The organism is Phocaeicola coprocola DSM 17136, assembly GCF_000154845.1.
Lineage (GTDB): Bacteria > Bacteroidota > Bacteroidia > Bacteroidales > Bacteroidaceae > Phocaeicola > Phocaeicola coprocola.
This window is the reverse complement of record NZ_DS981490.1, coordinates 38,617-59,524: the sequence shown is the minus strand read 5'-3', so window position 1 is coordinate 59,524 and position 20,908 is coordinate 38,617. Positions and strand designations below refer to the sequence as shown.

General features: G+C 39.6%; 13 protein-coding genes and 5 tRNA genes. 10 read left to right on the top strand and 8 right to left on the bottom strand.

Translation table 11 applies throughout. From position 1 onward, the window contains the following. Window positions 1–191: 191 nt before the first annotated feature. Window positions 192–872, bottom strand: a complete 681-nt coding sequence (gene trmD / locus BACCOP_RS12515) for a tRNA (guanosine(37)-N1)-methyltransferase TrmD (protein WP_007569613.1) — start codon at window positions 870–872, stop codon at window positions 192–194. A 107-nt stretch (window positions 873–979) separates the two neighbouring features. Between trmD and ligA the strand changes: the two genes are divergently transcribed. Next, the gene (gene ligA, locus BACCOP_RS12510; RefSeq protein WP_007569611.1) at window positions 980–2,983 is read left to right on the top strand and encodes an NAD-dependent DNA ligase LigA; all 2,004 of its coding nucleotides are present in this window, start codon (window positions 980–982) and stop codon (window positions 2,981–2,983) included. Between the two features lie 147 nt (window positions 2,984–3,130). Here ligA and BACCOP_RS12505 read toward each other — a convergent pair whose 3' ends face one another. Continuing rightward, window positions 3,131–4,261: an ISAs1 family transposase gene (locus tag BACCOP_RS12505; RefSeq protein ID WP_007565353.1), complete on the bottom strand. Its 1,131-nt coding sequence runs from the start codon at window positions 4,259–4,261 to the stop codon at window positions 3,131–3,133. A gap of 370 nt (window positions 4,262–4,631) precedes the next feature. Here BACCOP_RS12505 and dapA point away from each other — a divergent pair, with 370 nt between their 5' ends. After that, a complete protein-coding gene (gene dapA / locus BACCOP_RS12500; protein WP_007569606.1) occupies window positions 4,632–5,525 on the top strand; it encodes a 4-hydroxy-tetrahydrodipicolinate synthase in 894 nt (297 codons plus the stop codon). A 229-nt stretch (window positions 5,526–5,754) separates the two neighbouring features. Here dapA and BACCOP_RS12495 read toward each other — a convergent pair whose 3' ends face one another. Together BACCOP_RS12495 and gyrA are read right to left on the bottom strand one after the other, a co-directional pair. After that, a complete protein-coding gene (locus BACCOP_RS12495; protein WP_007569604.1) occupies window positions 5,755–6,972 on the bottom strand; it encodes a tetratricopeptide repeat protein in 1,218 nt (405 codons plus the stop codon). 41 nt (window positions 6,973–7,013) lie between these two features. Further along, window positions 7,014–9,551: a DNA gyrase subunit A gene (gene gyrA / locus BACCOP_RS12490; RefSeq protein ID WP_007569602.1), complete on the bottom strand. Its 2,538-nt coding sequence runs from the start codon at window positions 9,549–9,551 to the stop codon at window positions 7,014–7,016. Window positions 9,552–9,939: 388 nt separating this feature from the next. Between gyrA and BACCOP_RS12485 the strand changes: the two genes are divergently transcribed. The 8 genes from BACCOP_RS12485 (at window position 9,940) to BACCOP_RS12450 (ending at window position 17,860) form a co-directional block, all read left to right on the top strand. After that, window positions 9,940–12,480, top strand: coding sequence for an ATP-dependent Clp protease ATP-binding subunit (locus tag BACCOP_RS12485; protein ID WP_007569600.1), 2,541 nt, complete (start codon window positions 9,940–9,942; stop codon window positions 12,478–12,480). A gap of 130 nt (window positions 12,481–12,610) precedes the next feature. Beyond that, window positions 12,611–14,656 carry a molecular chaperone HtpG gene (htpG, locus tag BACCOP_RS12480; RefSeq protein ID WP_007569598.1) on the top strand — a complete coding sequence of 682 codons (2,046 nt, stop codon included), beginning with the start codon at window positions 12,611–12,613 and terminating at the stop codon, window positions 14,654–14,656. A gap of 336 nt (window positions 14,657–14,992) precedes the next feature. Beyond that, window positions 14,993–17,296 (top strand): patatin-like phospholipase family protein, encoded by a 2,304-nt coding sequence (locus BACCOP_RS12475; RefSeq protein WP_007569595.1) that lies wholly within the window; start codon window positions 14,993–14,995, stop codon window positions 17,294–17,296. Between the two features lie 79 nt (window positions 17,297–17,375). Then, a tRNA-Arg gene (locus BACCOP_RS12470) sits at window positions 17,376–17,449 on the top strand. Between the two features lie 26 nt (window positions 17,450–17,475). Then, window positions 17,476–17,549, top strand: a tRNA-Arg gene (locus BACCOP_RS12465). Between the two features lie 28 nt (window positions 17,550–17,577). After that, a tRNA-Arg gene (locus BACCOP_RS12460) sits at window positions 17,578–17,651 on the top strand. A gap of 30 nt (window positions 17,652–17,681) precedes the next feature. Further along, a tRNA-Arg gene (locus tag BACCOP_RS12455) sits at window positions 17,682–17,755 on the top strand. Window positions 17,756–17,786: 31 nt separating this feature from the next. Further along, a tRNA-Arg gene (locus BACCOP_RS12450) sits at window positions 17,787–17,860 on the top strand. 243 nt (window positions 17,861–18,103) lie between these two features. On the opposite strand, the gene BACCOP_RS21155 is transcribed toward BACCOP_RS12450, so the two are convergent. The 4 genes from BACCOP_RS21155 to BACCOP_RS12435 form a co-directional block, all read right to left on the bottom strand. After that, on the bottom strand, window positions 18,104–18,610 hold the full coding sequence (locus tag BACCOP_RS21155; protein WP_083779581.1) for a hypothetical protein: 507 nt from the start codon (window positions 18,608–18,610) through the stop codon (window positions 18,104–18,106). Further along, window positions 18,585–19,718, bottom strand: a complete 1,134-nt coding sequence (locus BACCOP_RS12445; protein ID WP_007569593.1) for a universal stress protein — start codon at window positions 19,716–19,718, stop codon at window positions 18,585–18,587. Before BACCOP_RS12445 ends, BACCOP_RS21155 begins: the two co-directional genes overlap by 26 nt. A gap of 99 nt (window positions 19,719–19,817) precedes the next feature. Further along, on the bottom strand, window positions 19,818–20,072 hold the full coding sequence (locus tag BACCOP_RS12440) for a hypothetical protein (protein ID WP_007569591.1): 255 nt from the start codon (window positions 20,070–20,072) through the stop codon (window positions 19,818–19,820). 121 nt (window positions 20,073–20,193) lie between these two features. Then, window positions 20,194–20,901, bottom strand: coding sequence for a phosphatase PAP2 family protein (locus tag BACCOP_RS12435; protein WP_040312068.1), 708 nt, complete (start codon window positions 20,899–20,901; stop codon window positions 20,194–20,196). Window positions 20,902–20,908 lie beyond the last annotated feature (7 nt).

Here is a 20,908-nt window from a genome sequence, read left to right as displayed (position 1 = left end):
CTTAATACAAAGAACAAATTAGTAGATGAGGAATTAGGATTTCTGAATATAATAAAGGAAGAGTCTGGATTATTCAACACCCAAAAACTCTTCCTTTATTATTATCTTTTTTATTTACTATAAAACAACATCCGAATATTATGCAATATCACGACATACAACTATTCATGTTATCCTATATAAGAGGATTCTTATTTATCTTCCAGCAAATCTGGTCTCAGACGCTGTGTACGCTCCAGTGACTGCTGAAATTCCCATTCACGAATCTTAGCCTCATGCCCAGACAAAAGGACATCAGGAACTTTCCAACCATTATATTCAGCCGGACGGGTGTACACTGGAGGAGCCAGTAAATTATCTTGAAACGAATCTGATAAGGCTGACTGTTCGTCGGAAATGACGCCAGGAATAATTCGCACGATAGCATCCGATATTACGGCTGCTGCCAGTTCACCTCCAGTCAGCACGTAATCTCCGATACTGATTTCCTTCGTAATGAAATGTTCGCGAATACGATAGTCTATGCCTTTAAAGTGTCCGCAAAGAATAATCAGATTCTCGCTCATGGAAAGTGTGTTCGCCATTTTCTGGTTAAACTGCTCGCCATCGGGAGTTGTAAAAATAACTTCATCGTAATGACGCTCAGCTTTTAAAGCCGAGATACAACGGTCTATAGGTTCAATTTTCATAACCATTCCCGCACATCCTCCAAAAGGATAATCATCCACCTTACGGTAGCGGTCGTAAGCATAATCACGCAGGTTATGTATGTGTATCTCTGCAATACCTTTCTTTTGTGCACGGCTCATGATAGAACAATTAAAAAAACCTTCTATCATTTCTGGCAAAACAGTTATAATATCTATTCTCATAAGTCTTTGTTATTTTTTTTGCAAAAGTACAAAGTTTCCGCCGTACCCACATAGCCCACTATGACATTTTTACTATTTTTGCAAGAAACATCATTTTATCATATAACATGACTGACATTGAAAGAATAGACCAGCTACGTGAAGAACTGCATGTTCATAACTATAACTATTATGTACTGAATGCACCCGTTATTTCCGACCTGGAATTCGATAAGCTGATGCGTGAACTGCAAGATCTGGAAGCACTACACCCAGAATACTACGATCCTAATTCACCTAGTGTTCGTGTAGGAAGCGATTTGAATAAGAACTTCACGCAAGTAGAACATAAGTATCCAATGCTCTCGTTGGGCAATACATATTCTCAGGCAGAAGTAACCGAATTTTACGAACGTGTAAGTAAATCATTGAACGAAGAATTCGAGCTCTGCTGCGAAATGAAATATGATGGTACGTCCATCTCACTGACGTATGAAGACGGAAAGTTAGTACGTGCCGTAACTCGAGGTGACGGAGTAAGAGGAGATGACGTAACCGATAATGTAAAAACAATCCGTTCTATACCTTTAGTTCTGCATGGAGAAGGATATCCAAAGAATTTTGAAATACGAGGTGAAATTTTGATGCCGTGGAATGTATTCGAAGAGCTGAATCGCGAACGTGAACTTCGCGAAGAGCCTTTGTTTGCAAATCCTCGTAATGCAGCTTCGGGAACACTGAAATCGCAGAACTCTGCTGTAGTGGCAAACCGTAAGCTTGATGCTTATCTGTATTACTTGTTGGGAGATAATCTTCCTCACGACGGACATTATGAAAACCTTCAGGAAGCAGCCAAGTGGGGATTCAAGATTTCGCATATATCGCGTAAAGCACGTACTTTGCAGGAGGTGTTCGATTTTATCAACTATTGGGATGTAGAACGCAAAAATCTTCCTGTTGCAACCGACGGTATCGTTCTGAAAGTAAATTCTCTTCGTCAGCAACGTAATTTGGGATATACAGCAAAATCTCCCCGTTGGGCAATAGCTTATAAATTTCAGGCTGAGCGTGCGCTTACAAAACTCGAAAAAGTTACTTACCAGGTAGGAAGAACAGGAGCCGTAACACCCGTTGCCAACCTAGATCCGGTACAGCTTTCGGGAACTGTTGTACGTCGTGCTTCATTACATAACGCTGATATCATTGCTTCTCTCGACCTTCATATCGGCGATATGGTGTATGTAGAAAAAGGAGGAGAGATTATACCTAAAATAACAGGAGTGGAAGTTTCTGCCCGTCCAGCTGGAAGTGAAAAAGTAACTTTTATCACACATTGTCCCGAATGCGGAAGTGAATTGGTTCGTTACGAAGATGAAGCCGCCTATTACTGTACGAACGAAACGGCATGTCCGCCACAGATTAAAGGTAAGATTGAACATTTTATCAGTCGTCGTGCCATGAATATAGAAGGTCTAGGTCCTGAAACTGTTGATCTGTTTTATCAAGAAGGATTAATTCACGATATAGCCGACCTTTACACCTTACAGACAGCTGATATCTGCCGTCTGGAACGCATGGGAGAGAAATCTGCCGAAAATATTATTCAAGGAATCGAGCGTTCTAAAGAGGTCCCATATGAACGTGTACTATTTGCTTTAGGTATACGATTCGTAGGTGAAACTGTTGCTAAAAAGGTAGCAAAAGCCTTTCGTTCGATAGAGGCACTTGCTTCGGCCAATCTCGATGATTTAATCCATGTAGATGAAATCGGTGAAAAAATAGCTGGAAGTATCATTCAGTATTTTGCTAATGAGAAAAATCGCATATTGGTGGAAAGACTTCGTCAGTCGGGGCTTAAACTGGAAGCTGACGAAGAAGACTTATCGGGATATTCTGACAAACTGAAAGGAATGTCTATCGTAATAAGCGGAGTCTTTGCCCGTCATTCACGCGATGAGTATAAAGCCCTAATCGAAAAACATGGAGGGAAAAATGTAGGCAGTATATCGAAAAAGACATCTTTCATTTTGGCTGGAGACAATATGGGACCAAGTAAACTGGAAAAGGCACAACAGCTTAATATCCCAATTAAGGATGAAAATGAGTTTTTGGCTATGATTGAAGAAGAATAAATTGACATATCCTCATTTAATACACGGCTCTTTCATTTAAGCTTAGATAAAGGCACATAATTCCCCCACCCACTTCTTATGGGAAGTAGGGATTTTGTTATGATTGATACCCAAAACGTTACGAATCCTCTGAAATTACAAATTATCTCATTTTTGATCCAGCATATGTATCATTGCGGTAAAGTCCAAAGAAAGTTCTCTAATAAGTTCGGCCGTTCCCTTAGCCTTGTCGGAGAGCTTTTTCCTTTTACCTTTCCATATAGAAAGTATTGCCAGTACTATCCTCTGTATCGTGTCAAGGTTTCTGGCGGACCTTGCACTATTCCGCCTGATGAAGTCCTGCCTCAGGTTGCGGTCAAGGTCCCAGTGCATGCTTTCTATTGCCCAATGCATTCTGGCTATTGTACTCAGCCGCCTGGCACTTCCGTGAAAACTGGAGACATAGAACCTCCTCTCGGAAGATTTCTGACCATCAGATTTTCTCTCCGTTGCAGTCCGTATTTCGACAACCGTCAGATTTCCATTCCACTTTTTCCTGTCCGTAATCAGGTCATTTCCACGAAAGATACGGCATACTCTGGTCTCTATTCTGCCATGTTCAAGAAAAGGGCCTTCCGAATATACATCCACAGGCTCTGCAAGTTCGACATTGTCCTCAACCCCATATCGCAGAGTTCTCTGGTTTGCCTTCAGCTCGATAAGGAAATCACCGCCTTTTTCCCGGATTTTATCTATGATGGCTTTCTGGAAGGACATGGCGTCTGCCGTAACTATGCATCCTGACACATCCACCTTGTCCAACAGTTTGGGTACGGAAGTTATCTCGTTGCTTTTTTCTTCACACATGTCCGTGGCAAGGGTGAAACCTCCTTCAAGGGAATAGGCGGATACGATGTCGGGGGTGCGTCCGTTTTCAAGTACCGTCCCTCTCATTGCCTTGCCGTCAATACAGAGGATGTCTCCGGCACAACCGACAAGCTCATCATGGAAGGTGGAGGTAAATTCAGACATCCGCTCAGACATGGCTTCATCATCAATATGTTTGAATATACGGCAGAGCGTAGGTTCAGAAGGCACACCGTCCAACAAAATTCCTAAAGAGCGGAAGCGTTTCAGATTACGCTCGCCGAATCTGATTATATCCGGTCTTGTCATACACTTGCCCAGCCGTCCGAGTATTACAAGGAGAAGAATATCTTCCAGCTTGTATTTGTAGTTTCCCTTGTCTGTCCTGCGGTAATCCGGCACTGATTTCACAAATTCTTTCAGATGTTTCATTATGCTGCCACGACGGCAGAATGCATGTTTCTTTTTTATATATTAGACATGCAAAATGTTGCATATCAGCAAAATAAATCTTATTTTCGCATAGCGAAAATTAAGGCGGAAATCAAAAAACGACCTCTGTCGCATTTGATTTCCGCCTACAAAAATAATTTTATATGAACGATAAAAAGAAACACCGGAAGCGGTGCTTCCTGCATCGCTGTGCGCAAAAATAATGGTTTTTCGGAGAATAACAAGGATTATAGAGGTTGTTTTAAATGAAAGAGCCGTGCATTTAATAAGCAAAAAAGTGATAAAATCGAAGTATAAATAGAAAATATTCGTACTTTTGTATATTTAAAATAGCATTTATATTTTATTTATGATACAAAGAAGGTTGAAAGGAATGGGAGTCGCATTAATTACTCCCTTCAATGAAGACGGAAGTGTGGACTATGATTCCCTGATAAAATTAGTTGAATTTCAGGTACAGAACGGTACTGATTTTTTGTGTGTATTAGGTACTACCGCAGAAACTCCGACTCTGACAAATGAAGAAAAGCAGAAGATAAAACGACTCGTCATAGAACGTGTTAATGGACGTATTCCTATATTATTAGGAATAAGCAGTAATTGCACTCAAACCGTGGTCGACACTTTAAAGAACGATGACTTCACAGGGGTAGATGCCGTCCTGGTGGCTGTACCATATTATAATAAGCCCTCGCAAGAAGGCATTTATCAGCACTATAAAGCTATTGCTGAAGCTACTCAACTGCCTATAGTATTATATAATGTTCCCGGGCGTACAGGTGTTAATATGACGGCCGAAACAACACTTCGTTTAGCTCGTGATTTCGACAATATTGTAGCAATAAAGGAAGCCTCCGGTAACATTACCCAAATGGATGATATCATTAAAAATAAACCTGCTAATTTTGATGTTATATCAGGTGATGACGGAATAACATTCCCGCTAATAACATTAGGAGCAGTAGGAGTTATTTCTGTAATAGGAAATGCATTTCCTCGTGAGTTTAGCCGTATGACACGTTTGGCACTAGCCGGCGATTATAATAGTGCTTTATCTATTCATCATCAATTTACAGAATTATTCAAATTATTATTTGTTGATGGAAATCCTGCTGGAGTTAAAGCCATGTTAAGCATGATGGGAATGATAAAGAATCGTTTACGCTTACCATTAGTTCCAACACGCATCACGACTTTTGAAGAGATGAGACGTATTTTAAATGAATTGAAAATAAAATGCTAATCTGATTTTATATAAAAAAATAAGCCTGATATCTATATCAGGCTTATTTTTTATCTATCTTTACTAACATTTAAGCATAGCTTTTTTATTTTATAATCGGTATTATGTTTAATTATATATTTAGAAATCTTCTATTCCATCCTACAACTTCATTATAGATTATTGAATAAAAAAAGGCCACCCCAATTTCTTGAGGCAGCCCCTATCGTAAAAAGAATAAAACTTCAAATTACATAGTCAATTCCTTTTCCAAAGCATCATATTCAGCCTTATTCAATTTCCAATATATGTTCAACAAATATTGTCCCCATAATTGTCTATTGTCTGGCTTAAGTTCTTTAGCTTTTTCGTAGTTAGGTCTTGCTTTTTCGTAATATTCCTTGATCTTAGCTTCATTTGCAGCGTACTTCGGATCGTCCATAGAAATCTTACTGTTTTCTTCTACAATAACTTGTGCTGGGAAGAAATAGCAATCACCAATCTTAGAATATGCTTCAGCTACGAAATCAGAGTTCTTTGCAATGATAGAGTTAAATGTAGCAATAGCTGCATCATAATCTTTCTTTTCGTACTGCAAAACACCCTTTACATACAAGAAGTACGGAGTTTCATTCTTTGCCAAAACCTGATCGATTTCAGTTAATCCATCATCAATTCTACCTTTCTGGATATAATAGTCCATCAAGTTACCAATGAAATATTCCTGAGATGGGAATCTTTCTGTACCTTCCTTGATAGTAGCTAACCATTGAGTTGAATCAGGATTTTCACCTTTACCATAAGCTTCAGCCAAGCACATCAAAGCTCTATAGCCTTCTTCTTTGTGAGATTTACCTACAGTTGCATATTTAACAACTGCATCCTTATCATTCAAAGAGTTTGCAGCCAACGCAGCATAACATGCGATTAGCGGAGTCAATGTATCATTCTTTACTGCATCTTCTTCTTCAAACATCGGATTTTCTGCTGCATCAACATACAAGCCAAAGAATTTCAAAGCATTAGCATAATTTCCTGAATTGTAAGCATCAGAACCACCATTAGTCAAGTTGGGACGAACTGTAGCCAATGTCTTTGATAATTTCTTTCTTAATTTAGGCTTCTTCAATTCTCCACTCTTTACTTTTGCCTGTTCTACTTCATCACATTTTGTATAATATTCGAACATTTTAACCAAACTGTTATACAATTTTGATGTATCAGCCTGACCACCCGGCAAATAAAGCTTCATGTTTTCTTCATCGTAGATTGCCTTCTGGAAATCACCAGCCAATTTCCATGTTTCAGGATCATTGGCAGTTGAAGGATCAACCAAAGCTGGTTCAATTATCTGCGCTGCCTTTACAGGATCACTTTTTGCAGATTTAGCTTCCTTTACAACACTTTCCTGTGCTGACACAGCACATGCTGTAAGGAATAAAGCTGTAGTAAACAATACTTTTTTCATAACTGTTTTTGATTTAGTAATACAAATATATTCAATTTATTTTATTCTTGTTTTTCGTCGGCAGAACCTTCTTCATTAAAAGGTATACCATCTACAGAAACAGAGTCTTCATTATCTACATTCTCCTCTTCCGATTCAGATGTTACCTTACAAACAGAACCAATCTGATCATTACGCTTTTCAAGGTCTATCAGACGAACTCCCTGAGTTGCACGTCCCATAATGCGAACACTTGCTACATGCAAACGGATAGTTATTCCCGATTTATTGATAATCATCAAATCGTTTTCATCTGTTACAGACTTGATTGCAACCAGTTTTCCTGTCTTTTCAGTAATGCTTAAAGTCTTAACACCTTTACCACCGCGATTAGTTTTACGATAGTCTTCAATATCAGAACGTTTTCCGTATCCATTCTCAGAAATAACCATAATAGTTTCTTCCTGCGGATTTTTAATACAGATCATGCCAATTACTTCATCTGTACCGTCTTCATCGAGTGTAATACCACGAACTCCGGTTGCTGTACGTCCCATCTCGCGAACTGCACTTTCATGGAAACGAATAGCACGTCCGTTACGATTAGCAATGACAATCTCATTGTTTCCATTGGTCATACGTACTTCAATTACACGGTCATCCTCGCGAATTGTTATAGCATTTACACCATTCTGACGCGGACGAGAATATTGTTCAAGCAATGTTTTCTTGATTACTCCATTCTTTGTGCAGAACAATACATAATGACTATTGATAAATTCTGTATCATTCAGATTCTTAACACGCAGATATGCAGTAACAACATCATCAGAATCAATATTCAGCAGATTTTGTATAGCACGACCCTTCGATGTCTTGTTTCCTTCAGGTATTTCATATACTTTCAGCCAGTAGCACTTACCTTTCTGAGTAAAGAACATCATGGTATTATGCATTGTAGCCGGATAAATATGTTCGATAAAGTCTTCGTCACGAGTTTCACTACCCTTCGACCCTACTCCACCACGATGCTGTGCACGGAATTCAGACAACGGAGTACGTTTGATATATCCCAAATGAGAAATAGTTATCACCATTTCATCATCAGCATAGAAATCTTCCGGATTGAATTCTTCCGAAGCATATACAATTTCAGAACGTCGCTGATCACCATATTTTTCCTTCACTTCGATAAGTTCATCCTTGATAACCTTCTTACAAAGTTCTTCATTAGTCAGAATTTCTTCAAAGTAGGCAATCTGTTTCATCAGTTCTTCATATTCAGCATGCAACTGATCTTGCAGAAGTCCTGTAAGCTGACGAAGGCGCATTTCTACAATAGCACGCGACTGAACTTCTGTCAACTGGAAACGATCCATCAAATTTGTGATAGCTTCATTCGGAGTCTTGGCAGCACGTATGATGCGAATTACTTCATCGATATTATCAGAAGCAATTATCAGTCCTTCCAATATATGAGCACGTTCCTTAGCCTTGCGCAAATCGAACTGAGTACGACGGATCACTACTTCATGACGATGCTCAACAAACAATCGAATCAAGTCTTTCAGATTCAGCAACTTCGGACGACCATGTACCAAGGCAATGTTATTTACGCCGAAAGATGTTTGCAAAGCTGTCATTTTGAACAGCTTGTTCAATACAACGCTGGCATTCGCATCACGTTTTACATCAATTACAATGCGCATACCTTCACGGTCGGACTCATCGTTCACATACGAGATACCTTCTATTTTCTTGTCATTTACCAGAGCTGCTATATTCTCTATCAGCTCCTTCTTATTTACATTATAAGGAATCTCGTTAACGATAATCTTATCGTGTGTAGGATGTGATTCGATTTCCGTCTTGGCACGCATTACCACACGTCCACGTCCGGTTTCATAAGCATCACGCACACCGCTTATACCATAAATATATCCACCAGTCGGGAAATCAGGAGCTTTGATATAATGCATGAGTCCATCTACATCAATATCGTTATTGTCAATGTAAGCAACACATGCATCGATTACTTCCGACAAGTTATGAGTCGGCATATTGGTAGCCATACCTACTGCAATACCCGATGCTCCGTTTACGAGAAGATTAGGTATACGTGTAGGCATTACGGTCGGTTCCTGTAATGTATCGTCAAAGTTATTCGTGAAGTCAACAGTCTCTTTATACAAGTCCTGCATCATGTCTTCACCTATTTTCTTCAAACGAGCCTCTGTATAACGCATTGCAGCCGGACTATCCCCGTCTACAGATCCGAAGTTTCCTTGTCCGTCGACCAATGGATAACGCATAGCCCAATCCTGCGCCATACGCACCAATGCACCATACACAGATGAATCTCCGTGCGGATGATATTTACCTAAAACTTCACCTACGATTCTTGCTGCTTTCTTATATGGCTTGTCTGAAGTATTTCCCAGCTCCATCATACCGTATAAGATACGACGATGTACGGGTTTAAAGCCATCTCTTACATCTGGAAGGGCGCGAGCAACGATTACCGACATAGAGTAGTCGATGTACGACTTCTTCATTTCCTCCTCGATGTTGATTTTTATTATTCTGTCTTGTTCTTGCATTGAAACAAAATTAGTTATTATTTAGATCTCTCTGGCTTATTAAAAACCACGCTAAAGTACGACATTTTATTGAAACAGCAAAAAAAAATATAAAGTTTTAGCCATTCCCTACCTCGACCTCGGTTAAAACTATAAACAAACTTAAAGGCTTAACACCAAAGAATTTTATCAGGATAAAAAATCATTGGGAAATATTACCTGCAACGAGTTTGCTTTTTACCAGATCGATATTTCATTGACATAAAAGACAATCTTTCCACATTATACGAAGCAAAAGCGCAACATATCTGGCATGATTTTTGTTAAATAGAAAAAAGAGCTTATTATAGTATTATATTTATAATGTATCTTTGCAAAAAGAAATGTTTTGAGGGAGAAAACCAAATTTATGAATAATCCATTTTCACAAAGAATATCCGACGTAATACAGTTTAGTAAAGAAGAAGCAAATCGCCTGCGCAATAATTATATAGGTCCAGAGCATCTGTTGTTGGGACTTATTCGCGAAGGTGAAGGAAAAGCTGTCCAAATATTGAAAGACTTATACGTAGACCTGGAAATGGTCAAAAAAACGTTGGAAAACGATTTAAGATCATCGGCTGTAACTCCTGAAAATTATTCAGAAGATATTACATTCGATGAGAAAGCATCGAAAATATTAAAAATGAGCATATTGGAGTCGCGCATACTGAAAAGTCCGGCTACCGATACAGAACACATGTTATTAGCAATTATGAGAGAAAATCAAAATAAAGCCTCACAGATATTGGAAGAGAATGAGGTTACTTATCAGAAAGTAATGGACAAACTTGTCCCCAAGGCTGAACCGCAAAGCGGACTGGATTTCGGAGAGGATGAAGAAGAGGAAGAGGAAGGCATACGCCGACAGCCAACAGGCAACGGAGAAAGCTCATTCTTCTCACAAGAAGCAAAGCAAACCACTCGTACACAGCAGCAAAAGCCTAACAATGACACTCCTGTACTCGATTCATTCGGTACAGACATGACAAAAGCTGCCTCAGAGGGCAAGCTCGACCCGATTGTCGGCCGTGAAAAAGAGATAGAACGTCTGGCTCAGATATTAAGCCGCCGCAAAAAGAATAATCCGATTTTAATTGGAGAACCAGGAGTCGGAAAATCTGCAATCGTTGAAGGTCTGGCACTACGCATCATCGAGAAAAAAGTATCACGTATCTTGTTTGATAAGCGCGTAATTGCACTCGATATGACGGCTGTAGTGGCTGGAACCAAATACCGCGGACAATTTGAAGAGCGCATCCGTGCAATTCTCAACGAATTGAAGAAGAATCCGAATATCATTCTGTTTATCGATGAAATTCATAACATAGTGGGTGCCGGTTCGGCAGCGGGCTCTATGGATGCCGCCAATATGTTGAAACCAGCATTGGCACGTGGTGAAATTCAATGTATCGGTGCAACCACTCTCGACGAATACCGTCAGAATATTGAAAAAGACGGTGCTTTGGAGAGACGTTTCCAGAAAGTTATTGTAGAACCGACTACACCGGAGGAAACACTTCAGATTTTGCAAAATATCAAAGAGAAATACGAAGAGCATCATAATGTGACTTATACAGACGAAGCTCTCGAAGCATGTGTCAAATTGACAGACAGATACATTACCGACCGTAATTTCCCTGACAAGGCCATTGACGCTATGGACGAAGCCGGTTCACGTGTACACCTGAAAAACATCACAGTTCCTAAAGAAATAGAACAACAGGAACAGATGATAGATGAAGCACGCACACATAAAAACGAAGCCGTACGTCTGCAAGACTTTGAACTGGCTGCCAGTTTCCGCGATCGGGAGAAGTCATTGATGAGCGAACTCGAAGATATGAAACAGCGTTGGGAGGAAAGTTTGAAGGAAAATCGGGAAACAGTTGACAAAGAGCAGATAGCAGATGTTGTTTCCATGATTTCCGGAATACCTGTACAGCGTATGGCCCAAGCTGAAGGTATCCGACTGAAGGGCATGAAAGAACAATTGCTTGCTAAAGTTATTGCTCAAGACAAAGCCGTAGACACCTTGGTAAAAGCTATCCAGCGCAGTCGTGTAGGTTTGAAAGACCCCAACAAACCTATCGGAACATTCCTTTTCCTGGGGCCTACCGGAGTTGGAAAGACTCATTTGGCAAAAGAACTGGCCAAGCAGATGTTTGGTTCGGCAGACGCTCTTATCCGTATTGATATGAGTGAATATATGGAAAAATTCACCGTTTCACGACTCGTAGGTGCTCCTCCGGGATACGTAGGTTACGAAGAAGGCGGACAGTTGACAGAAAAAGTACGTCGCAAGCCCTACTCTATCGTTTTGCTGGATGAAATAGAAAAAGCACACTCCGACGTATTCAATTTGCTGCTTCAGGTAATGGATGAAGGACGTTTGACTGACAGTTATGGCAGAACTGTTGACTTCAAAAACACAGTGATTATCATGACGTCAAATATCGGAACACGCCAGCTGAAAGAATTCGGCAAGGGAATCGGTTTTGCCGCACAAACCCGTACAGACGATAAGGAGTATTCACGAAGCGTCATAACGAAAGCGTTGAACAAATCGTTTGCTCCGGAATTTATAAACCGACTCGATGAGATTATTACATTCGACCAGCTTGATATCAATGCACTGGAGAAAATCATTGATATTGAACTGAAAGGACTTTACGAACGTATGGAATCTTTAGGTTATAAGCTGGTTATCGATGATGCAGTCAAGCGTTTTGTTGCGTCCAAAGGATATGATGTACAATTCGGCGCACGTCCTTTGAAGCGCTCCATCCAGAATAATCTGGAAGACGGACTGGCAGAACTTATCCTGAATGAAGATCCTCAAGCAGGAGATACTATTCATGTTGGTTTAAACGCAGAAGGAAATGAAATAAAGATGGAAATCGTAAAATAAAGCAATACGATAAACATTAAAGAAACAGACAAAATGTCAGGCGAAATTCGTCTGGCATTTTTTTTGTCAGTATGCCATCGTAATTTGTTACAAACGAATCAAAATAGTAAAAAATTAAAATATAAGAACTATGCAAAAAGGTAATATTGGGGTAACAACAGAGAACATCTTCCCCATCATTAAGAAATTTTTATATAGCGATCATGAAATATTTCTTCGTGAATTAGTTTCAAATGCAGTCGATGCTACACAAAAACTGAAAACTCTGGCATCTACAGGAGATTTCAAAGGCGAATTAGGCGACCTTACTATCCATGTAAAAATAGATAAGGATACAATTACCATCTCCGATAGAGGTTTAGGACTTACTGCCGAAGAAATAGATAAATATATCAACCAGATTGCCTTCTCTGGAGCTAATGACTTCCTGGAAAAATATAAGAACGATGCAAATGCAATCATCGGACATTTCGGATTAGGTTTCTATTCTGCCTTCATGGTAGCAAAAAAAGTAGAAATAGTAACCCGTTCTTATAAAGAAGATGCCAAAGCTATCAAATGGAGTTGCGACGGAAGTCCTGAGTTTACTCTGGAAGATGCAGAAAGAGATGACAGAGGAACAGATATCATTCTGTACATCGACGACGACTGCAAAGAATTTTTGGAAGAGTCACGTATACAGGGATTGCTTAACAAATACTGTCGTTTCCTGCCGGTTCCGGTTGCTTTCGGAAAGAAGAAAGAATGGAAGGATGGCAAACAGGTAGATACAGAAGAAGACAATATCATCAACAGCTCTTGCCCTATCTGGACTAAAAAGCCAAGCGAACTGAAAGATGAAGATTACAAGAAGTTCTACCGCGACTTGTATCCGATGTCGGACGAACCTTTATTCTGGATTCATCTGAATGTAGACTATCCGTTCAACCTGACAGGTGTACTTTACTTCCCTAAGATAAAGAGTAATATCGATTTGCAGAAAAACAAAATACAGTTATACTGCAATCAGGTATATGTTACAGATTCTGTAGAAGGTATCGTACCCGACTTCCTGACATTGCTTCATGGTGTAATCGACTCACCTGATATACCACTGAACGTTTCACGTTCTTACTTGCAGAGTGATTCGAATGTAAAAAAGATTTCTACATACATCACCAAGAAAGTGGCAGACCGTCTGCAATCTATCTTCAAGAACGACCGTAAAGAGTTTGAAAACAAATGGGATGACCTGAAGATTTTCATCAATTACGGTATGCTTACTCAGGAAGACTTCTACGAGAAAGCAAATAAGTTCGCCTTGTTCAAAGATACAGACAGCAAATATTATACTTTCGAAGAATATCAGACTCTGATTAAAGACAATCAGACAGATAAGAACGGAAGTCTGATTTATCTGTATGCCAACAACCTCGACGAACAATATACATACATTGATGCTGCAAAGAACAAAGGCTACAATGTATTGCTGATGGACGGACAATTGGATGTTCCGATGATAAACATGCTGGAACAAAAGTTCGAAAAGAGCCATTTCACACGTGTCGACAGTGATGTAATCGACCGTCTGATTGTCAAAGAAGAACAGAAAGGTGAAGAATTGGCAGATACCAAACGTGAAATTTTGGCAACTGTATTCAACGGCCAGTTACCTAAGGTACAGAAGACAGAGTTCCATGTAGAAACACAAGCTATGGGAGAAACATCCGCTCCTATCATTATAACTCAGGCTGAATATATGCGTCGTATGAAAGAAATGGCCAACATACAGCCGGGAATGAGTTTCTATGGAGAAATGCCTGATATGTTTAATCTGGTTCTTAACAGTGACCACCGACTGATCAAACAGGTATTGGATGATGCAGAAGCTTCCTGCTCAGAAAAGCTGGTTCCTGTAGAATCTGAAATCGCTATGCTGAAGCTTCGCGAAAGCGAATTCCACAAAGCTCACGAAGGCAAGAAGGATGAAGAAATTCCTACAACAGAAAAAGATGAACTGCATGACATCGAGAAGAAGCTTGATGAACAGAAAAAACAAAAAGACAGTATCATTAATGAGTATGCTGCAAGCAATAAGGTCGTACATCAGTTGATCGACTTGGCCTTATTACAGAACAACATGCTGAAAGGGGAAGCTCTGACAAACTTCGTAAAACGTAGTATTGACCTGATCTAAAAGCATTCTCTCTCAAAATATCTAACGCCGGATAAGGGCTTCAGCCTTTTATCCGGCGTTTTTTTGTCTATACATACAATTTTCAATATCAATCTTCTATAAATTCTTCATCTTCTTTTGTCAAAAATATCATGAATTTTTTAAAAAATTTGTACGAAAATAAGGAAGCTTTGTACAAATTTTCAAAAAACATCAGGTTCTTTTCCGGCAATGTTCTGATTCATCAAAATTATCTATAGCCAAATCTTCCTTAAAAGGACGCAATTTTTCCCTTTTTCTTGAATAGATAAGGAGTTTTTTTCTATCTTTGGTTTTATATCAAAAATAATTCTATTGATGAAAAAAGCATTATATATGTTCTTCCTGCTTTTTGTTCTGACATTCCAGATACAGGCACAAAAAGTTGGTCTTGTATTAAGTGGAGGCGGAGCAAAAGGCCTGACCCACATAGGTATCATCAGGGCATTAGAGGAAAATCACATTCCTATCGACTATATAGCCGGAACATCTATGGGAGCTATTGTGGGTTCGCTATATGCCATGGGGTATTCGCCCGATGATATGGAAAGATTACTGAAATCGGACAGTTTCAAACGATGGTATACGGGAAATATAGAGGAAAAATATATTTACTACTTCAAGAAAAACCCTCCTACTCCTGAATTCTTGAATATCAGGGTTTCTTTAAAAAATCCCCTGCACAAGGTAAAGACGCAGTTTCTTCCTTCCAGTGTGGTAGATCCGTTGCAAATGAACCTGGCCTTTCTCGAGCTCTTCGGTCAGGCCACTGCTGCATGCAACAATGACTTCAACCAGCTTTTTGTGCCTTTCAGATGTGTTGCTTCGGACGTATACAACAAAAGGCCGATGATATTTGAAAAAGGAGATCTGGGAGATGCTGTCCGGGCTTCCATGAGTTTCCCTGCCATGTTCAAACCCATAGAAATAGATTCGACACTGGTTTACGATGGAGGAATCTACAATAATTTCCCCGTAAATGTAATGGTAAACGATTTTCATCCGGATGTCATTATCGGAAGTGTAGTAAGTTCCAACCCGGGAAAGCCTCAGGAGGGAGATATCATGGGACAGCTGGAAAACATGATTATGCAAAAGACTGATTACTCTCTACCCGACTCATTGGGCATTTTGATGACTTTCAAGTACGACAATGTGAATCTGATGGATTTCGACCGCTTTGACGAACTCCACGACATCGGTTACAACCGTACCATACAGCTCATGGATTCTATTAAGGCACGTATCTCACGACGAATCAATTATCGTCAACTGGAGCTGAAACGTATTGCTTACAAGAAAAATATGCCAGAGCTGCGCTTTCGCGAAATCTCGATTACAGGCGGAAACGAGCAGCAAAAGAAATATATTCGCAAAGAGTTCCATTCATCGGATCACGAAATATTCTCTTTGGAAGACTTACGGAAAGGTTACTTCCGTCTGATGTCGGACAATATGATATCAGAAATCATTCCGCATGCAGTATACAATAAAGTTGATACAACGTTTACCCTACACTTAAAAGTAAAGATTGAAGATGACTTATCGCTCCGTGTAGGAGGAAACGTAGGCTCAAACGGTGCTAACCAAATTTATGTAGGAGCTACCTACCACAACTTGAACAACTTCTCAAAAGAAGTTTCGCTAGACGGACAGTTAGGACAAATTTATAACAATTTGCAAATAGCAGGACGCATTGATTTCCCTACCCATATTCCAACATCCTTCCGCCTGGTAGGATCAATCTCTTCATTCGATTATTTTAAGCAAGAAAAACTTTTCTCAAAAGGTAATTCTCCTGTTTTCAATAAAAAGAAAGAGAATTTTGTCAAGCTGCTGGTTTCAATGCCTTTCCTTACACGCCAGAAAGCAGAATTCGGCATCGGAATCGGAAAAATACAAGACCTGTATTTCCAGAACAATGTCATTGACTTCAACAATGACAAAAATGATATCAGCAACTACACTATTTTCGGAGGGTCTGTGGCAATGAATGGAAATACACTAAACAGCAGACAATATGCCACAGCAGGACGCAGAGAGAGACTTGTGGCACATATATACACCGGAACGGAATCATATGAAGCAGGATCAACTCCAGACCCGTATAACGGTACATATAATTATGTCCAGTCCTGGCTGCAATTATCCTATGAAATGGAACGATATTATTCGCTTTCCTCCAAATTCGTATTGGGGAACTATATTCGCGCCTACTATTCTTCACGTAATTTCAGCCATAATTATACCGCAACCATGATGCAGGCAGGTGAATTCTCACCTACACCACATAGCAAGATTACGTATAATGAAGCTTTCCGTGCCAATCAGTTCATCGGAGCCGGCATTATGCCTATCTTCCAGATAACACCAGTCTTCCATGCCAGAGCAGAATTTTATGGCTTTGCTCCTATTTTTCCGATAATGCGTGACGAAGAATCGAAAGCATATTACGGTGAATTATTCAGCAAAATAGAATATATGGGAGAAATTTCACTTGTTGCCAAACTTCCATTCGGAGCGATAAGCGTTTACCTAAATCACTATAGCTCACCGTCAAACAACTGGAATCTTGGCATTACATTGGGCTGGCAGATATTTAATTCACGATTTATCGAATAAAAAACTTAAAAAAAGAGCGAAAATATTTGGAAGTTTAGCAGAAACTCTATACTTTTGCACCCGTTAAGAAAAAAGACATGGCCGCGTAGCTCAACTGAATAGAGTAGCTGACTACGGATCAGCCGGTTACAGGTTTGAATCCTGTCGCGGTCACTCTTCTTTCGAAGCAATGAAGATATGGTCGCGTAGCTCAACTGAATAGAGTAGCTGACTACGGATCAGCCGGTTACAGGTTTGAATCCTGTCGCGATCACTCTTCTGATTGAAATATTGAAAGAATTGGCCGCGTAGCTCAACTGAATAGAGTAGCTGACTACGGATCAGCCGGTTACAGGTTTGAATCCTGTCGCGGTCACTCTTCTTTATTGAAATGTTGAAAAAGTATGGCCGCGTAGCTCAACTGAATAGAGTAGCTGACTACGGATCAGCCGGTTACAGGTTTGAATCCTGTCGCGGTCACTCTTCTTTATTGAAATGTTGAAAAAAGTATGGCCGCGTAGCTCAACTGAATAGAGTAGCTGACTACGGATCAGCCGGTTACAGGTTTGAATCCTGTCGCGGTCACACAAAAGCCCTTACCTATTTGGTGAGGGCTTTATTATTTGTATGCTCGGCATGAGTATTAGCTAACGGGTGCAAGTCCCCAATGAGCCCTAATAGCGGGAATCATACAGCCAAAAGCAAGGGTGTCCATCGCGAGTTGGAATCTGAAAGAAGCTGGCGGCAAACATCTGGTCTGACGAACAGAAACTTCATATAAGGCATATGACCGTGGGTAAGGTTGCGAAACAAACTAAAGCCCTATAGCTATTCGGGACGGTTAGTGTAAATGGAGCAGACATAAGATTGAAAGTTAATACCCTTATCCGAGGAGGTCTCACGGACATATGGTGAGGATGAATGATTCGAAGTACCATGATGGAGTAAAGCTTGCCGTGAGAAGTCAGCAGAGGTCGTAGTACCCAAGGCATGTATGCCTATAGGGAAGGACCAAACTTTATTTAAACGGCATAACTGAAAACTACCGTTTGTTGGAACGAATGCATAAAACCAAAACAGAAGTATTGGGCTACCTTTAAAGAGATAGGACGGAATCCGAAGGGTATAAAGGAGCGCAGACCTACAAATGGATGGTTGAAGAAGATGTCGTGGAAGTGTCTTTCGAAGAATACGAAAGGCATCCATAGTAAAGAACCGCCGTATGCCGAACGGCACGTACGGTGGTGTGGGAGGTCGGAAAACGAAAGTAGGAAGAAAACTACTTCGTTTTCCTCCTACTCGTTTATTCTTATTTAATAATAAGAATAGGTGTATTAGAATGGAAAAGCATCTTTCGTGCAATGCTAGGATTAAACAAGCGGGCAAAGATATTACGTTTATAATTCGAAGTACATATCACATCTATACCATTTTCCTGCACAAACTGATCCAGATTGCCCAGCAAATGATCTTCATCAATATTCAAGTAAGTAAACTCAAGCTGTGGATATTGTTTCTTAAAATACTCTTTGATACCCGCCAGTTTAATTTCATTCCATGTACGCTTTTCTTCGTGAGAATTCACATGGATAAAGGAAATCTCAAACTTATTGTCTTTAAAAGTAGTTATCAATGAATCGAAAGCGATCAAGTCACGCTGGTCGAAACTGGTAAACAAAGCAATCTTATGAATATTCTCAAGAGATTTCTCCGGTGCATTCTCTGGAATTGCATACACAAATGAACGGCTCCGTTCAATAACTTCAGCGGTCACACTTCCTATCAGATCCAGATCTTTCTGATGCTCACCACGAGCACCCATGACGACAATCAGAGGTTTCTCCTGACGAATATAGTATAATATTTCTTCTTCCGGTATTCCTTCACGCAACACACATGTATATTTTACATTCGGATATTCTCCGTTCTGTATCTTTTCATTTATATTCTCCGATAATTTATTCAACTGTTTATGTATGTTTTCTATCATTCCTTTAACCGTTGTCACATCATTTCCTGACGGAACCTGATAGTTTTCTATGTCATACTGCAAACTAGGAATATAAATCGGTGTGAAATGAACATGCAATAAAACAACTTCTGCATGCATACGCGAAGCTACATTGAAGCCAAAATCACATGCTTTAAGAGAATAAGCTGAAAAATCAACAGGAATCAGCACTTTAGGAACTTTTTCAGAGTCGGAGTCAGCAGATTTCTCTTCCAGAATCTCAGAAGACAGCCACGAAGAACTTTCTATAATTTTCAAGGCACGAGGCAAATCACTTTCCTTAATACGTACTCTTACTCCCGATGAAATTACCGGCTGGATGAGATTCACATTATGAATGTACGATTCTATACCTTCACTTTCGAGTACAGATTTCAGGATTTGTGCTTTCGAATAGGTAAGAATGGATAATGTAATGAGTTTATCTTCCATAGACTAAAGTTTTAAAAGGTTTCACACAGAATCATACTTAACAAAAAATCCTAATCAGTAAAATACATACCGATTAGGATTTTGCACTTATTGTCAGCTTTAGGCTGTTTGCTCTTTCAGAATTGCTATTGCTTTATCAAGCACGGTCGTATCGTCCAACATCACCAACCCACCGTCTGGACCGGGTTCCAGATGGATACCTACGCTTTTGCCATCCTTAAAATTATGTCCACCGAAGAAGTTACGTACGGTTTCTACACTCAAGTTTAATTCATCGGCAATGCGATGCATGCTTCCGCTGGGTAATGAATCCTTAATTTTACGAAGTTCATTGAATGTTATCGTTCTGTTCATAGTAATCAAAATTTAAAGTGTTAGACAAAATCTTTTGTTAATTCACGATATAAATGTAATGAAAGAAAATGAATAAGCAAACAAAAATTTAACTTTTTTGTTATACCTGCAATTATTTTGCTCAGAAATAAAAGGATTTGCAAACAACTAATGCAGCCACTACTGCATAGAAATAAGTCAATAACAGAACGGTATGAAACACTTTGATATCAGTTATCTCAAAACCCGTGATAGTATATTGTCCAGAAACATATTGGGCCTGATCGAAATATTTTTTCTCGATAAATGCATACAGCCAGTAAACCAATGAAGCTATTACACATCCTGCAACAGCACCACAAATAATATCTCCCGGATAATGTACTCCTAAATATATACGTGAAAAAGATGGTATCAGTGCCCATATATACATAATGACAGTCATCCAGCAATTACGTATGAGCAAAGCTACAAAGGTAGCTACAGCAAATGTATTGGCAGCATGGCTTGATATAAATCCATATGCTCCTCCCCTGTAGCCATTCACGACATTCACCATATACATTATTTCCGGATCCTGAGCCGGACGGAAACGCATAAACAAGGGTTTGCAAAGACCTGAAGAGAACTGATCGGCAAGCGTTACAGTCAAAACCAGCATCACGAGTATAAGCAACCCTTGAGTAAATTTAGTATTCTTGAATATGATATACAGCAACATAGCACCAACCGGAATCCATATCTTTGTTCCGGAAACAGTCCACATAAATCCGTCCCAGAACAAGGAAGAACTTCCGTTCAGAGTTAATAACAATTCTTTATCTGCTTCAATCAGTTGCTGTATATCAATCATAAAT

Bases quoted from the DNA above. Each gene is read 5' to 3' on its own strand.
- trmD (WP_007569613.1), bottom strand. From the start codon at position 872: ATGAGAATAGATATTATAACTGTTTTGCCAGAAATGATAGAAGGTTTT.
- ligA (WP_007569611.1), top strand. From the start codon at position 980: ATGACTGACATTGAAAGAATAGACCAGCTACGTGAAGAACTGCATGTT.
- BACCOP_RS12505 (WP_007565353.1), bottom strand. From the start codon at position 4,261: ATGAAACATCTGAAAGAATTTGTGAAATCAGTGCCGGATTACCGCAGG.
- dapA (WP_007569606.1), top strand. From the start codon at position 4,632: ATGATACAAAGAAGGTTGAAAGGAATGGGAGTCGCATTAATTACTCCC.
- BACCOP_RS12495 (WP_007569604.1), bottom strand. From the start codon at position 6,972: ATGAAAAAAGTATTGTTTACTACAGCTTTATTCCTTACAGCATGTGCT.
- gyrA (WP_007569602.1), bottom strand. From the start codon at position 9,551: ATGCAAGAACAAGACAGAATAATAAAAATCAACATCGAGGAGGAAATG.
- BACCOP_RS12485 (WP_007569600.1), top strand. From the start codon at position 9,940: ATGAATAATCCATTTTCACAAAGAATATCCGACGTAATACAGTTTAGT.
- htpG (WP_007569598.1), top strand. From the start codon at position 12,611: ATGCAAAAAGGTAATATTGGGGTAACAACAGAGAACATCTTCCCCATC.
- BACCOP_RS12475 (WP_007569595.1), top strand. From the start codon at position 14,993: ATGAAAAAAGCATTATATATGTTCTTCCTGCTTTTTGTTCTGACATTC.
- BACCOP_RS12445 (WP_007569593.1), bottom strand. From the start codon at position 19,718: ATGGAAGATAAACTCATTACATTATCCATTCTTACCTATTCGAAAGCA.
- BACCOP_RS12440 (WP_007569591.1), bottom strand. From the start codon at position 20,072: ATGAACAGAACGATAACATTCAATGAACTTCGTAAAATTAAGGATTCA.